At 58.4% G+C, this 14,761-nt stretch carries 13 protein-coding genes and 6 tRNA genes; 14 read left to right on the top strand and 5 right to left on the bottom strand.

The window, feature by feature from the left end; all coding sequences use genetic code 11:
• Position 1: 1 nt before the first annotated feature.
• The 8 genes from thyX (at position 2) to OGM67_02165 (ending at position 5,446) form a co-directional block, all read left to right on the top strand.
• Entirely contained in the window at positions 2-775 is a 774-nt protein-coding gene (gene thyX / locus OGM67_02130) for an FAD-dependent thymidylate synthase (GenBank protein ID UYJ35161.1), read from the top strand.
• The gene (locus OGM67_02135; GenBank protein ID UYJ35162.1) at positions 776-1,450 is read left to right on the top strand and encodes a thymidylate kinase; all 675 of its coding nucleotides are present in this window, start codon (positions 776-778) and stop codon (positions 1,448-1,450) included.
• 73 nt (positions 1,451-1,523) lie between these two features.
• A complete protein-coding gene (locus OGM67_02140) occupies positions 1,524-2,345 on the top strand; it encodes a hypothetical protein (protein UYJ35163.1) in 822 nt (273 codons plus the stop codon).
• 49 nt (positions 2,346-2,394) lie between these two features.
• Positions 2,395-3,723 carry an endolytic transglycosylase MltG gene (gene mltG / locus OGM67_02145; GenBank protein UYJ35164.1) on the top strand — a complete coding sequence of 443 codons (1,329 nt, stop codon included), beginning with the start codon at positions 2,395-2,397 and terminating at the stop codon, positions 3,721-3,723.
• Positions 3,724-3,803: 80 nt separating this feature from the next.
• The gene (locus tag OGM67_02150; GenBank protein UYJ35165.1) at positions 3,804-5,036 is read left to right on the top strand and encodes a U32 family peptidase; all 1,233 of its coding nucleotides are present in this window, start codon (positions 3,804-3,806) and stop codon (positions 5,034-5,036) included.
• A 132-nt stretch (positions 5,037-5,168) separates the two neighbouring features.
• Positions 5,169-5,245, top strand: a tRNA-Asp gene (locus OGM67_02155).
• Between the two features lie 3 nt (positions 5,246-5,248).
• Positions 5,249-5,324 (top strand) — tRNA-Thr (locus tag OGM67_02160).
• 46 nt (positions 5,325-5,370) lie between these two features.
• Positions 5,371-5,446: transfer RNA gene (locus OGM67_02165), tRNA-Trp, on the top strand.
• Positions 5,447-6,052: 606 nt separating this feature from the next.
• Here the strand turns inward: OGM67_02165 and OGM67_02170 are convergent.
• From OGM67_02170 to OGM67_02185, 4 genes are all read right to left on the bottom strand, one after another.
• Positions 6,053-6,128 (bottom strand) — tRNA-Trp (locus tag OGM67_02170).
• Positions 6,129-6,173: 45 nt separating this feature from the next.
• A tRNA-Thr gene (locus OGM67_02175) sits at positions 6,174-6,249 on the bottom strand.
• A gap of 3 nt (positions 6,250-6,252) precedes the next feature.
• Positions 6,253-6,329 (bottom strand) — tRNA-Asp (locus OGM67_02180).
• 192 nt (positions 6,330-6,521) lie between these two features.
• Positions 6,522-7,139, bottom strand: coding sequence for a glycerol-3-phosphate acyltransferase (locus OGM67_02185; protein ID UYJ35166.1), 618 nt, complete (start codon positions 7,137-7,139; stop codon positions 6,522-6,524).
• Positions 7,140-7,209: 70 nt separating this feature from the next.
• Here OGM67_02185 and OGM67_02190 point away from each other — a divergent pair, with 70 nt between their 5' ends.
• From OGM67_02190 to OGM67_02215, 6 genes are all read left to right on the top strand, one after another.
• A complete protein-coding gene (locus tag OGM67_02190) occupies positions 7,210-7,776 on the top strand; it encodes a uracil-DNA glycosylase (GenBank protein ID UYJ35167.1) in 567 nt (188 codons plus the stop codon).
• 36 nt (positions 7,777-7,812) lie between these two features.
• The gene (locus tag OGM67_02195; GenBank protein UYJ35168.1) at positions 7,813-10,230 is read left to right on the top strand and encodes an ATP-dependent DNA helicase; all 2,418 of its coding nucleotides are present in this window, start codon (positions 7,813-7,815) and stop codon (positions 10,228-10,230) included.
• Positions 10,231-10,457: 227 nt separating this feature from the next.
• Entirely contained in the window at positions 10,458-11,843 is a 1,386-nt protein-coding gene (locus OGM67_02200; protein ID UYJ35169.1) for an MATE family efflux transporter, read from the top strand.
• Between the two features lie 142 nt (positions 11,844-11,985).
• Entirely contained in the window at positions 11,986-13,248 is a 1,263-nt protein-coding gene (locus OGM67_02205; protein ID UYJ35170.1) for a diaminopimelate decarboxylase, read from the top strand.
• A gap of 18 nt (positions 13,249-13,266) precedes the next feature.
• On the top strand, positions 13,267-13,599 hold the full coding sequence (locus OGM67_02210; GenBank protein UYJ35171.1) for a hypothetical protein: 333 nt from the start codon (positions 13,267-13,269) through the stop codon (positions 13,597-13,599).
• A gap of 12 nt (positions 13,600-13,611) precedes the next feature.
• Positions 13,612-14,253, top strand: a complete 642-nt coding sequence (locus OGM67_02215) for a GyrI-like domain-containing protein (GenBank protein ID UYJ35172.1) — start codon at positions 13,612-13,614, stop codon at positions 14,251-14,253.
• A 91-nt stretch (positions 14,254-14,344) separates the two neighbouring features.
• On the opposite strand, the gene OGM67_02220 is transcribed toward OGM67_02215, so the two are convergent.
• On the bottom strand, positions 14,345-14,740 hold the full coding sequence (locus OGM67_02220) for a hypothetical protein (protein ID UYJ35173.1): 396 nt from the start codon (positions 14,738-14,740) through the stop codon (positions 14,345-14,347).
• Positions 14,741-14,761 lie beyond the last annotated feature (21 nt).

The following is a 14,761-nucleotide window of genomic DNA, read 5'->3' on the forward strand; positions in this document are numbered from 1 at the left end:
TATGTTAGTTCAGCTCATTGCCCATACGAATGACCCCGAGAAAACGATTGCCGCAGCGGCGAAGCTTTGCTACTCGGACGCACATATTGAAACGCTGCTTGACGGTCTGACGCCTGAAAAGACGGCGGCCTTCCTGCAAAAGCTGACGGATCTCGGCCATGCCAGCCCAATCGAGCATGCAAGCTTCACCTTTGGCATCGAGGGCGTGTCCCGCACCTTTTTGGCACAGGTAACGCGCCACCGCATCGGCAGCTTCAGCGTGCAGAGTCAGCGCTATGTCCGGCTGGACGATTTCCGCTATGTCATTCCGCCGGAGATCGAGGCTATCCCTGAGGCCAAGGCGCAGTTCATTGCCTCGATGAACGAGGATGCCGAAAAGTATCTTGCGCTCGTCCGTACATTGGAAGATGCCCACACGGCACGCTTTATGGCCGAGGGTCTTACGGAAAAGGCCGCCCGCGCCAAGGCCTCCAAGCAGGCCAATGAGGATGCGCGCTTTGTGCTGCCCAACGCCTGTGAGACCAAGATGGTCATGACGATGAACTGCCGCAGCCTGCAGAATTTCTTTAATCTGCGCTGCTGCAACCGCGCCCAGTGGGAGATACGCGCTGTGGCCGATGAGATGCTGCGCCTTGTGTTGCCGCTGGCACCGCATGTCTTTGCGGCGGCAGGCCCGCGCTGCCTGACCGGCCCCTGCCCGGAGGGTCGCATGTGCTGCGGCAAGCAGGCCGAGGTGCGCGAAAAATACGCGAAGCTCAAAGAGGAGGCAGTGTAAATGGGGCAGCTTATCATTTTTGAGGGGCTGGACGGCTCCGGCAAGGGAACCCAGACAAAATTGACGGCGCAGCGCCTGCAGCAGCAGGGGTACGATCTGCGGCAGATCACCTTTCCGGACTATGAAAGCGAGTCCTCGGCACTGGTCAGGATGTACCTTTCGGGTGCCTTCGGCGATAAGCCTGATGATGTGAACGCCTACGCGGCCTCCAGCTTTTATGCCGTGGACCGCTATGCCAGCTATAAGACCGGCTGGGGTGAGTTTTACCGGGAGGGCGGTTTGGTCCTCTCAGACCGCTATACGACCTCCAATGCGGTGCATCAATGCTCCAAGCTGCCGCCGATGCACTGGGATGGCTTTCTGAACTGGCTGTTCGACTTTGAGTATAAGAAGTTTGGCATCCCTGCGCCGGACGCCGTGGTCTATCTGGCCGTTGATCCCGAGGTCTCCCAGCGGCTGATCACCGAGCGTTACCACGGTGATGAAAGCAAGCGTGATATTCAGGAGCGGGATGCCGAGTATCTGGCACGCAGCCGCGCCGCCGCCGAGTACTGCGCCCGTACCCTCGGCTGGCACCGCATCGAGTGTACCGTCAATGTCAACGGAACAAAGACGATGCGCCCGGTGGAGGAGATCAACGATGAAATCCTTGCACAGCTGAAGACGGTCCTGTAAAATGGGACCGGCATTCCGCTGATATAAAAGAACCACTGTGCAGAAGTAAAATTTGACAAAAGAGGTGAGGCCCATGCTGCGCAAGGCAACCGAAGAAGATCTGTCCGCGCTGGTGGCGCTGCGCTGCAAAGCGGCCGGCACCAACCGCGCCGATGCCGCAGGCTGGCTGCAGAATGTGGCAGGGCTTGAAAATATTCTGGTGCTGGAAAAAAACGGCCAGCCCCCCGCAGCAATGCTGGCCGCCGTACCGGTCGAGTACGGCCAGCATCACGGCATCTGGCTTTGCGGGGCGGCGGGGGCACAGGGCGTGCCGCTGGACCGCCTGCTGCCCAAATGGATCGAAAGCTGTCTGCGTGCCTATGGGGCCAGCGGGTTTGACTTTGCCGTCATGACCTCCGATGGCACCCAGAATGCGGAAACGCTCAAGGCACTCGGCTTTGCCGGTCAGCTGCCCCTGCGGCTGCTGCAGACGCCCATCCGCCGCGATCTGCTCGCGCAGGCGGTGTTTGACAGCCTGACCGTACACAAGCTGGTCGAGATGCGCCATATCTACCAGCCCGGCTGCATCTGCCTGCCGGAGCAGGCGATGAATGAGATCATGACCCAGCTTTACCGCCGCGGGCTGACTGTGGTGTCCAACCGCCGCGGATACGGGTTATACTATACCAAGGGCGATACGCTGCAATTTCTGGAATTGCAGGCTGATAACGACCACTGCGCCGACCTGCTGCTGCAGGCTGCGCGGGAAAAAACCGGTGCGCAGAATGCCCGTATCCTGCTTGCGGAGAACCAGACCCTGTATCTGGGGGCCGGACGCCGCTGCGGCTACGGCATGATCGCCTTTTTGGGCAGACCATTCCCGACAACAGATGCGTATTTCAGGATGCTGTTGTGACCGCTGAATCAAAAACCATCAACAGGAAACACAAAGTTAGGAGTATCCCATGAGGATCAATCGTTCAAATCCGGAACCGTCCGGGGCGCAGCAGCCCGCCGTACAGCCGCAGACTGCTGCCCCGCAGCAGCCGGCCCCCCGCCGCGAGGAGCCGCGTCAGGAGCCGCCGAAGCCAAAAAAAGAAAAGCCTAAAAAACGCCCCGAGCCCGAGGAATACGAGGCGTATGAGGAGGACGAGGAGGAAAAGCCCCGCCGCCGTTTTCCGGTCGGCTGCCTGATCGTGCTTGTGATTTTGGCTCTGGTCGGCTTCGGCGGATATAAGGTGTCCCAGTTCTACGCCGAGCTGGACGGTCAGGGAACGCTGGGCGAGGTACAGACTATCACCGTGCCGGAGGGCTCCTCCGTGTCCAGCATTGCCACGCAGCTCAAGGATTCCGGCGTTATCCAGTATGACTGGCTGTTCAAGCAGTATGTCAAGTACAGCGGCAAAGCCGGGGAGATTCAGTACGGCAGCTTTGAGGTCCAGTCCGGCATGGCCTACAACGAGATCATCAAGGCCCTGTCCGTTGTGACCCGCCGTCCCACCGTCAATGTAACGATCCCCGAGGGCACGACCGCTGTGGGCGTGGCCCAGATCTTTGTCGATGCCGGCCTTGTGGAGGATGTGGACACCTTCCTGTCCTGCGCCAACGGCACCGATGGCTCGGACTGGAGCCAGTATGATTTCTGGAACGCTATCCCGGACAATGGCCGCCTGATGAAGTGCGAGGGGTACCTGTTCCCTGACACCTACAACCTCTATGCCGATGAGAGCGTCTATTACTATGTGAACCAGCTCTACGGTGAGTTTGACGCCAAGACGGCAGATCTGGCCGATACCATCGCCGCCAAGGGCACCAGCCTTGACGATGTTGTCAAGCTGGCCAGCTTCATTCAGGAGGAGGCCGGCCTTGCCAGCGAGGATTCCAAGGTCAGCGCCTGCTTCCACAACCGTCTTGAATCGGCTGACCCGCAGTGGGCGGAGCACAAGCTGGAATCCAACGCTTCGAGCTATATTATGCAGGACCGTGAGAACAACTATCTCTGGAATTCCCCGACTGCCGAGTATTTCGGCTGGCCGGAGCAGGGAGCTATCCCGGAGGATGTGCTGGCTCTCTATGACACCTACGCCATCAGCGGCCTGCCCGCAGGCCCCATTTCCTGCCCGGGCTATGCCGCCATCGAGGCAGCGCTGAACCCCGACCAGCAGTATCTGGACGAGGGATACTACTTCTTCGTCACGGGCCACCCTGACACCGATGTGGCCGGGCAGTATTTCTACGCCAAGACTGCGGACGAGCATTACCAGAACTGCGTCAAGGCAGGCTGGGCCTCGTAAGGCCCGCAGCTGTCTTTCACGACAGGGCCGGGCATACCCGGCCCTTACGGGTGAATCATGTAAAAACGGAGGAATCATCAATGCTGCAGCAACCGGAATTGCTGGCCCCTGCGGGCAGCCTGGAGACCCTGAAATATGCTGTGATGTACGGCGCTGACGCCGTTTACTGCGCCCTGCCGGAATTCGGTATGCGCGCGGCCCCTGTAAACCTGACGGTAGGGGAGCTGCGCGAGGGCTGCATCTTTGCCCATGCCCGCGGTAAAAAGGTCTACCTGACCCTTAACACCCTGCCGACCAATGAGGAGCTGTCCAAGCTGCCGCAGTATATACAGGATGCCGCCGAGGCCGGTGTGGATGCCTTTATCATCGCCGATCTGGGTGTGTTGGCGCTGGCCAAAAAATACGCCCCGCAGGTGGAGCGCCATGTCTCGACCCAGGCGGGCATTACGAACTATGAGGCGGCTAAGGTTTGCTATGAGCTGGGTGCCAAGCGCGTTGTCCTTGCGCGGGAGCTGCCGCTTACCGAGATTGCCCAGATACGCGACAACTGCCCGCCCGATCTGGAACTGGAGGCCTTTGTCCACGGCGCTATGTGCATGAGTGTGTCGGGCCGCTGCCTTCTGTCCAGCTATATGGCCGGCCGCAGCGGCAACCGCGGCGAGTGCGCCCAGCCCTGCCGCTGGAAGTATAATCTGGTGGAGGAGCATCGCCCCGGCCAGTACATGGAGATCGGGGAGACACCCGACAATGGCAGCTATATCCTGAATGCCAATGATCTTTGCACCGCTCCGTTCATTGACCTGATCTGCAAGGCGGGTGTTGACTCACTGAAGATCGAGGGGCGTGCCAAGACCTTCTACTATGTGGCCTCCGTGGTCAGTGCCTACCGCCGCGCGCTGGACACCTTCCTTGCTGATCCGTACAATGATAACTTTGAACTGCCCGATGCGGTCATCGAGGAGCTGAACCGTACAAGCCACCGCCACTATTCGCCGGGCTTCTACTTTGGCAAGGAGCAGGCCCAGCAGACGCCCAGCCACACCTATGTGCGCGACTGGGATTTCATCGGCACGGTGGAAAGCTGGGAAAACGGCATTGCCCACTGCACCCAGCGCGGTAAGTTCGCGGCAGGGGACAGCATCGAAATTCTGCAGCCTGACGGCAGCGTCATTCCGCTGGCACCCGCCTGGATCGAAAACGCCAACGGCGAGCGCGTGGACGCCACCCCGCATCCCATGATGCAGTACACCATCCCCTGTGAGGCCCCCCTGATGCCCTACAGCCTGATCCGTATGCAGAAAAAGGCGGAGTGAAGCCGAAATTATCTGCGAAAAAATAATTTAAAAATCTGCAGAAATCGCTTGACTTTTTGCAGAACATCCCTTATAATAGTTCCTGCGCTGGTCGTGAGGTAGACACCTTGCAAGGCCGCGCAGGCTGGGTATGGCCCGGTAGTTCAGTTGGTTAGAACGCTAGCCTGTCACGCTAGAGGTCGTCAGTTCGAGCCTGATTCGGGTCGCCATAAGCTGCTATAGCTCAGCTGGTAGAGCGCATCCTTGGTAAGGATGAGGTCAGCAGTTCAAATCTGCTTAGCAGCTCCAGTACAATACCCACAATGCGAAAAATAGCATCGTGGGTATTTTTTATAGGGGCATAGCTCAGTTGGTAGAGCAGCGGTCTCCAAAACCGCGTGCCGAGGGTTCGAATCCTTCTACCCCTGCCAAAAGACCGTCAGTGAAAAGCTGACGGTCTTTTTGTGTTTATATATCGAAAAATCTCCGGCAAGCAAGTGGGCCAGACTGCCAATACAGTGCTACCTGTACTATGCATGTGTTGTGTTCTCCTGATGGGCTTGCCTGCAGGGGTCAGTCTGCTTTCACATCAAAATACGCTTGCAGATGCCATGGCCGTCTTGCGCTATGCTGGGTCTGGCGACAACTGTAGGGGCGAACATTGTTCGCCCGCCAGCTTAACGAAACTGCTTCTTTTCCGGAACGACTATTTACGCAAAAAGTAGGGGTGCACACGGCGCACTCCTACAAAGCAGTCATTCGACATTCAAATTGTAAGTGCTGTCCGCCCACTCTATATTGCTCTGATGCGTTTTTTAATAAAGGACAATACCGCATAATTCTAAGTGCCGATACAGCGAGCGAGGTGCGGCAGCTGCCGGAGCGGTGCTTAAGCCGTCAGGCGGGAATTGTGCGGTGTTGCCATAGGTAAAATGGCATGACCTGCCCGATGTATCCAATGCCTGCAATCATGCTGTAAGACCTTATTTTCCGCCTGCAAATACAAAAAGACCGTCAGCTTTTCACTGACGGTCTTTTGGCAGGGGTAGAAGGATTCGAACCCTCGGCACGCGGTTTTGGAGACCGCTGCTCTACCAACTGAGCTATGCCCCTATGAAAAATACCCACGATGCCGTTTTTGCATTGTGGGTACTATACTGGAGCTGCTAAGCAGATTTGAACTGCTGACCTCATCCTTACCAAGGATGCGCTCTACCAGCTGAGCTATAGCAGCTTATGGCGACCCGAATCAGGCTCGAACTGACGACCTCTAGCGTGACAGGCTAGCGTTCTAACCAACTGAACTACCGGGCCATACCCAGCTTTGTGCGCTGCCGTGGCAGCTGCAACGTTGTCTATTATAGCGGCTTGCGGAACAAATGTCAACACTTTTTTTGAAAGTTTTTGCATTTGTTTCCACTTTCTTCGCGGCATTTGCAAAAGATGCTTTTCTTCGCTGTTTTTTCTCCGGCGTTGCAATTCGACACAGGGGGTGGTATCATAGTATCAGTGCTTCGGGCGGAAAAACTGCGGCTCCTCGCCTCGGTACATCCGCACAAGGCCCGCCCAATGCCGGGCCAGCATGATAGCAGCGCTGAGCAGCAGGATCGCACCGGCCTCGCCGCCGTACTGCAGCCAGCCTACCGGCACGGCCAGCGCCGCAATCAACACGGCGCCAAGTGGCAGGTAACCGGTCAGCAGTACCGCAATGCCGCCCGCAAGGCAGCACAGCACCCCTGTGACGGGCAGATACAGCATCAGCCATGCACAGGTCACGGCCACGCCCTTGCCGCCGTGCCCGTGGTTCCAGAAGGGCCAGTTGTGCCCCAGCACCGCACCGAACCCGCCGTACAGCAGGGCCGTGAGGTGCAGCTCCGGTGCAAGCTGCCAGCAGAACCAGCAGGCAGCGGCGGTTTTCAGCACATCGCCGGCCAGCACCAGCAGACCGGCGCGCTTACCCAAATGGGTCATGATGTTGGCCATGCCCGGATTTCCGCTGCCGATCTGCCGTGCGCTTTCCCCGGCTGTGCAGCGTGCCACCACCTCGGCCGTGAGAAAACAGCCGAACAGATACCCCGCCGCAAGGCAGAGCAACCGCAAAAATACCCCATATCCCCAGCTCACTGCCAAGCCCCCTCTTCGTTTTTATACAGTATAGGCGCACACTGCGCCGTTTAACCGTGAGGTGTTATAGATGGATTTGCAAGCATTGCAGAATGAATGTCTGAACTGCCGCCGCTGCGCACTGTGCGACACCCGCACACATGTCGTGTTCGGGCAGGGGGTTCCCACAGCAGAGGTCATGTTTGTGGGTGAAGGCCCCGGCGCCAGTGAGGACGAGCAGGGCCTGCCTTTTGTGGGGCGCAGCGGCCAGCTGCTCGACCATTATCTGGAAGCAATTGACCTGAGCCGGGAGAAAAATGTCTATATTGCCAACATCATAAAATGCCGTCCGCCGCAGAACCGTGACCCGCTGCCGGAGGAATCTGCCGCCTGTATGCCGTGGCTGCGCCAGCAGTTCCAGCTGATACGCCCCAAGATCGTTGTGTGTCTGGGCCGCGTGGCTGCACAGCAGATGATGGACCCGGCCTTTTCGATTTCCCGCGATCACGGCAGATTTTACGAAAAGCAGGGGACACTCTTTATGGCGACCTACCACCCTGCGGCGCTGCTGCGCTATCCGGTCAACAAGCCTGCGGTGTTCGGCGATTTTGTCAGCCTGCGGGAAAAGATCACACAGGTCTGTGAGCACACCTATTAAAACCAGTATACCACCCGATGCAAGGAGGAAAGCAGCATGGAGCCTGAGACACTGGCACTGACGCTGCCCATACGGCGTCTGGTGGAATTTTTATTGCGCACCGGCAGCATCGACAGCCGCTTTACCGGCTTTGACCGTGCCCTTGAGGGTGCGCGCCTGCACCGCAAGCTGCAGCGGGCCGCTGTCAAGGAATTCCCCGACTATCAGGCGGAGGTATCCCTCAGGCAGCAGCGCAGCTGTGCCGGTGTGTGCTACACGCTCGAGGGGCGTGCCGACGGCATCTTTACCGACACGGACGGCATGACAACGATTGACGAGATCAAGACCACAACGCTGCCGCCGGAGCTTATCACCGGCGAGCAAAGCCCGGAGCATTGGGCGCAGGCACAGATCTATGCAGCCATCTATGCCGCGCAGCAGGGGCTATCCGCCATGCGGGTGCGGCTGACCTACTATCAGGTGGATGAGGAGCTGGAATTTCGCTTTAGTCACGACTATACAGCGGATGCCCTGAACGCCATCGTCACCGACCTGCTGACCCGGTATGCCCCCTGGGCCAAGCGCGCCGCCGAGTGGCAGCGGCTGAGCCGGGCCTCGCTGGCCGCGCTCCGCTTTCCCTTTGACAGCTACCGGCCCGGGCAGCGGGCCATGATCGGTGCGGTGTACAAGGCCTGCACCGAGGGTGGGCACCTGCTCTGTCAGGCCCCCACCGGCATCGGAAAGACGATGAGCGTGCTTTTCCCTGCGCTGAAGGCTGTGGGAGAGGGCGGGCCGGTGTTCTACCTGACGGCGCGCGGCACGACCCGGGCAGCGGCCGAAAACGCCCTCGCGCTGCTGCGCGCAGCCGACCCGGCACTCAAGCTGCGCAGCGTCACCCTGACCGCCAAGGACAAAATCTGCCTGCAGGAGCATCGTGAGTGTACGCCGGAGGCGTGCCCCTATGCCAACGGCTACTATGACCGAGTAAAACAGGCACTGTGGGATGGTCTGGACACCCACGCCCTGACTGCCGAGGCCCTGCAGGCGCTGGCCCGCCGCCACAAGGTATGCCCGTTTGAGCTGGGACTGGATCTGAGCCTTTGGTGTGATGTGGTCGTGGGCGATTACAACTACCTGTTTGACCCGGTCGTGCATCTCGTCCGCTTTTTTGATACGGCGGGCGATTATATCTTCCTGCTGGATGAGGCGCACAACCTGCCCGGCCGCGCCCGCGATATGCACAGCGCGGTGCTGACAAAAAGTGCCTTCTACGATGCTAAAAAGAGGCTCGGCAAGGGGAAAAGCAGCCTGAAAAACGCCCTGACGAAGGTCAACAATCTCTTTATCGAGTGGAGGCACCGCTGTGAGGAAACGCCCGGCGACAGCCGCTTTGGCAGAACCTTTTTTGAAGAAAGTCGGGCAGAAGCACTGGACCGCGCCCTCACGAAGCTCTGTGAGCCGCTGGAAATCTGGCTCGATGAGCATCGTGACCCGGATGAAACGCATGAGGCGCTGCTGCAGCTCTACTTTGACATCCGGGCATGGCTGCGTGTGGCAGACACCTTTGACGACCACTTTGTGCTGCAGGTGTCCGCACACGGCAGTGAGGTCCGCGCCGCTATGCTCTGTCTGGACCCAAGCGATTTTCTGGCGGCGGATTTTGCCAAGGGGCGCGCCGCGGTGCTCTTCAGCGCCACGCTGGCCCCGGCAGGCTACTATAAAGATCTCTGCGGCTTGCCGGACGCCCGGGCCGTGGCGCTGCGCAGCCCGTTTGACCCCGGCAATCTGGGGCTGTGGTGTGCGTGTCATGTCAGCACCCGCTACAAGGACCGGGAGGACAGCATTGCGAAGGTGTCCGACCTTCTGGCGATCATGGCGGGTGCGCGGCGCGGGCATTATCTGGCGTTTTTCCCCAGCTACAGCTATCTGCAGCAGGTGCGGGAGGATTTCACAGCCCGCTATCCCGATATGCCGATCCTCAGTCAGGAGAGCGACATGGACGAAGCACAGCGTGCCGCATTTCTGGAACGCTTTAGAGAGCAGGGCGAGGAGGCGCTGCTGGGCTTTGCCGTGCTGGGCGGCGTATTCGGTGAGGGCGTGGACCTGACAGGGGAGAGTCTGATCGGCGCGGCTATCGTCAGCCCCGGTCTGCCGCAGATCGGCCCCCGGCAGGAGCAGCTGCGGGACTATTTTGAAAAGACCCGCGGCACCGGCTTTGACTACGCCTACCGCTATCCCGGCATGAACAAGGTCCTGCAGGCTGCCGGGCGGGTCATCCGCACACCGCAGGACCGGGGCGTCGTCCTGCTCATTGACGACCGCTTTGCCGCACCCGATACCCGCCGGCTGATGCCGCCGCACTGGGAGCATCTGCGGGTCGTGGAAAGCGCCGAGACGCTGGCCGGGGAGCTGGAACGGTTCTGGGGCAGAGAGGCTTCCCCCGAGGGGGAAGCTGTCAGCGGCCCCGCCCGCTGACTGATGAGGGCGGTACTTGCTTATGACACCCGCTTATAAGCGATTGCGCAGACTTGCCCCTCATCCGGCCCTGCGGGGCCACCTTCCCCCGAAGGAGAAGGCTTTAGGCTTATTTGCCCCAAAAATCGCAAAATTTGCATGATTTATCCTCTTGCATTTACAGGCGTGCGTGCTATAATACAATCCGCACGAAATTTTGCATGTATATAATAGGGCAAGGAAAAATTATGACGAAAGACCTCACGAGCGGCAGTCCGCTCAAAGTTATTCTGATGTTTACGCTGCCGCTGGTGCTGGGCAACCTGTTCCAGCAGTTCTATGCGCTGGCGGACACTATCATTGTCGGCCGCTTCTGCGGTGTCGGTGCGCTGGCCTCGGTCGGCGCGACCGGGTCGGTCAACTATCTGATCCTCGGCTTTGTCATTGGCGTCTGCAACGGCTTTGCAATCCCCATCGCGCAGCTGTTCGGCGCGCGGGATTACAGTGATCTGCGCCGCCATGTGGCCAACGCCGCGTGGCTTTGCATTGCGGGCAGCGTGGTGCTGACCGTGGCGACCGTGGCGCTGACGCGCCCCATGATGCAGCTGATGCAGACGCCCGCGGACATCCTTGACGGTGCTGTCATCTATATCGGCTGGATCTTTGCGGGAATCCCGTTCATCTTTTTGTACAACATGGTGGCGGCCATCATGCGCGCACTGGGCGACAGCAAAACGCCGCTGTACTTTCTGATCCTGACCAGTGCGCTCAACATCGGGCTCGACCTTTTGTTCATCATCCCGTTTCAGATGGGTGTTCTGGGGGCGGCGCTGGCCACTGACATCTCGCAGGTCATTTCCGGTGTGCTGAGCTTTATCTATCTGAGCCGTAAATTTGATGTGCTGAAGATGCAGAAATCTGACTTTACCTACAGCAAAAAGGCCTGCGCCCGTCTGCTGGGCATCGGTATACCCATGGGTCTGCAGTGCAGCATCACGGCCATTGGCAGCGTCATCATGCAGTGGGCGGTCAATGTGCTGGGCAGCACCGCCGTTGCCGCCGTCACCGCAGCAGGCAAGACCCAGAGTCTGCTGACCGTTCCGATGGAGAGCGTCGGCACGGCCATGGCAACCTACGCCGGGCAAAACCTTGGTGCATCCCGCATGGATCGCGTGCGGCAGGGCGTCAACAGCGCAATGCTCATTATTTTGATTTACGGTGTGGCATCGGCTTTCGTCCTGCATTTTACCGATGTGCAGATCATGGGGCTGTTTCTGGACACTGCCAAGGAAGTTGACATTGTGGCCATGGGGCGCGAATATCTGTTCTGGAACAGCGTATTCTTCGTGCCGCTGGGGGCATTGATCGTCTGGCGTTACACCATTCAGGGTCTCGGCTTCTCAACGCTTGCCATGATGGCCGGTGTGGCTGAGATGGTGGCCCGCACGGTGGTGGCTATTGCGCTGGTGCCGGTGCTGGGCTACTTCGGTGCCGAGCTGTCCAACCCGGCCGCGTGGATTGCTGCCTGCGTATTCCTCTATCCCGCGTATATATGGACCTGCCGCCAGCTGGACAACCGTCTGCTGGCTGCCAAGCTGCATATACAGGGTGACCACGCGGAGCCGATTTTATAATATTTGGGGCTGTCCCGCTAAGGGACGGCCCTTTTTGTATTTTACAGTGTGTCTGTTTTTGCATTGCCTATTGCTGTCGGTCGGCAAAGCGTATATAATAGAAGCATCTTTGAAAGTATATTGAGGGAAAGGAAAGTGTACCATGACGAAGAAAGTGCCGTTTATCACGCTTGCACAGGCGAAAGAGATCGCCGCCGATATTCCCACCCCGTTCCACCTCTATGACGAAAAGGGTATCCGGGAAAATGCCCGCAGGGTCAACGCTGCGTTCAGCTGGAACAAGGGCTTTAAAGAATATTTCGCCGTAAAGGCCACGCCGAACCCTTACCTGCTCAAGATCCTGCAGGAGGAGGGCTGCGGCGTTGACTGCTCCAGCTATACGGAGCTGCTGATGAGTGAGGCCTGCGGCTTCCGGGGTAGTGACATCATGTTTTCCTCCAACGACACCCCGGCGCAGGATATGAAGAAGGCCTACGACCTCGGCGCGTACATCAATCTGGATGATCTGACCCATGTCGAATTTCTCGAGAAGGTTGCTGGTGTGCCCAAGACCGTATGCTGCCGCTACAATCCGGGCGGTGTGTTTGAGTTGGGCAACGGTATCATGGACAACCCCGGCGATGCCAAGTACGGCATGAGCGAGGACCAGATGGCCGAGGCATACACCAAACTGATGGCTGCCGGTGCCGAGGAGTTCGGTATCCACTCCTTCCTGGCCAGCAACACCGTCACCGATGACTATTACCCCAAGCTGGCCGGTGTCCTGTTTGAGTTGGCTGTCCGCCTGCATAAGCGCACCGGCGCCAAGATCAAATTCATCAACCTGTCGGGCGGTGTGGGCATCGCCTACCGCCCCGACCAGCGCAGCAACGACATTGCAGCCATCGGCGAAGGTGTCCGCAAAAAGTTTGAGGAAATTCTGGTTCCGGCCGGTATGGGCGATGTGGCGATTTTCACCGAGATGGGCCGCTTTATGCTGGCACCCTACGGTGCGCTTGTCACGACCGTGCTGCATCAGAAGCATATCTATAAGGAGTACATCGGCGTGGATGCCTGCGCCGCCAACCTGATGCGCCCGGCTATGTACGGCGCCTACCACCATATTACCGTGCTGGGCAAGGAGGACGCCCCCTGCGACCATAAATACGATGTGACCGGCGGCCTGTGCGAAAACAATGATAAGTTTGCCATCGACCGCATGCTGCCCGAGATCGAGATCGGGGATGTCGTTTATATCCACGACACCGGTGCTCACGGCTTCTCGATGGGCTACAACTACAACGGCAAGCTGCGCAGTGCCGAGGTCCTGCTGAAGGAGGACGGCTCCCACCAGCTTATCCGCCGTGCCGAAACACCGGCGGATTACTTCGCAACCTTCGATTTCAGCCCTTTCTTCAAAAAATAATATCGGGAGGCAATACCCTTGTTTGAGTTTTTGTTTGTCATCGGCATGGTGCTGGCTTTTTACGGCTATTCCACGATGAAGAATCCCCGCGTCTGGGGCGATCAGGGCCGTGAGGAGATACGCCCCGAAAACTGGAACGGCTATGTTGTACACAACGGGCAGTTCATGATGTACGCCGGCTTTTTTCTGGCGGCACTGGCTGCGCTGGATGTCATTTTCACCTTTGCAAACTGGCTCTTTATCCTGATCCTGCTCGGCGGTCTGGCACTGCTGTTCTATCCCTTAGCCCACTGGATGCACGAAAAAGAGGGCAAATGGTGGCCCTGGCCGAAGCATAAAAAGAAAAAATAAGGGGGGCTTCATATGGCCTTTGATTTCAAGAAGGAATACAAAGAGTTTTACCTGCCCAAAACAAAGCCGGCGCTTGTTACGGTGCCGCCGATGAACTACCTTGCCGTGCGCGGCAAGGGTGACCCGAATGAGGAGAACGGCGCGTATCAGCAGGCCATTGGCCTGTTGTACGGCGTTGCCTATACCATCAAGATGAGCAAAAAGGGTGACCACCGTATCGAGGGTTACTTTGATTATGTTGTCCCGCCGCTCGAGGGATTCTGGCAGCAGGAGGGTGCGGACGCCGCGGACGCCATAAATTACGCGCATAAGGAGCGCTTTGTGTGGGTATCCGTTATCCGTCTGCCGGACTTTGTGACAAAGGCGGATTTCGCGTGGGCGGTGCAGGAGGCTGCAGCGAAAAAGAAGCAGGATTTCTCTGCCGTGGAATTTCTGACGGTTGAGGAGGGACTGTGCGTGCAGTGCATGCACATCGGCCCCTACGACAGGGAGCCGGAGACGATTGCGGTCATGGATGCTTTTTTGGCAGCCAACGGTTACACCAATGACTTGACACAGACACGCCGCCACCATGAGATCTACCTTTCCGATGTGCGCAAAACAGCCCCGGATAAGCTGAAAACCGTGATACGCCACCCCATCAGAAAGCTGTGACTCGCAGACATACAGAAGGCCCTGCAGTAAAAAGCGAACCCAAAAAGCAAAACGCCTGTGCGGTTTCAAAATCCGCACAGGCGCTCTTTAATTATTCCGCTGCTTCTGCCAGCATCTCCTCCACATCCGCTTTGGTGAAATCCCCCAGCGGCAGGACGAGTTTGGTCAGTATCTCCTGCGGCAGGTCGGCCAGCACCGCGCTCTGGTCGGCCTCGGCATCCTCGGCGGTCAGCACACGGGACAGCCCCTCGCTGTCCACCTCTATCCGCGCATAGTGGCCGGTGGCGATGAATGCACAGTCCAGCTCGGCAGCCTTGTCTGCCAGCAGGCGCAGCAGCTCGGCGGGGGTGACTGCATTTTCTGCGGTAAAGGTCTGCACGGCAAAGCCCTGCTGCTGCAAAATACGCAGTGCAGCGGCGGCATCGCGGCCGCTGTTCAGACCCAGCAGGACCTTATCCTGCTTTTCAAAAGTATTGAATCCATCCATGCTGTTTCTCCTTACAGTAAG

Source organism: Oscillospiraceae bacterium, assembly GCA_025757985.1.
Lineage (GTDB): Bacteria > Bacillota > Clostridia > Oscillospirales > Ruminococcaceae > Gemmiger.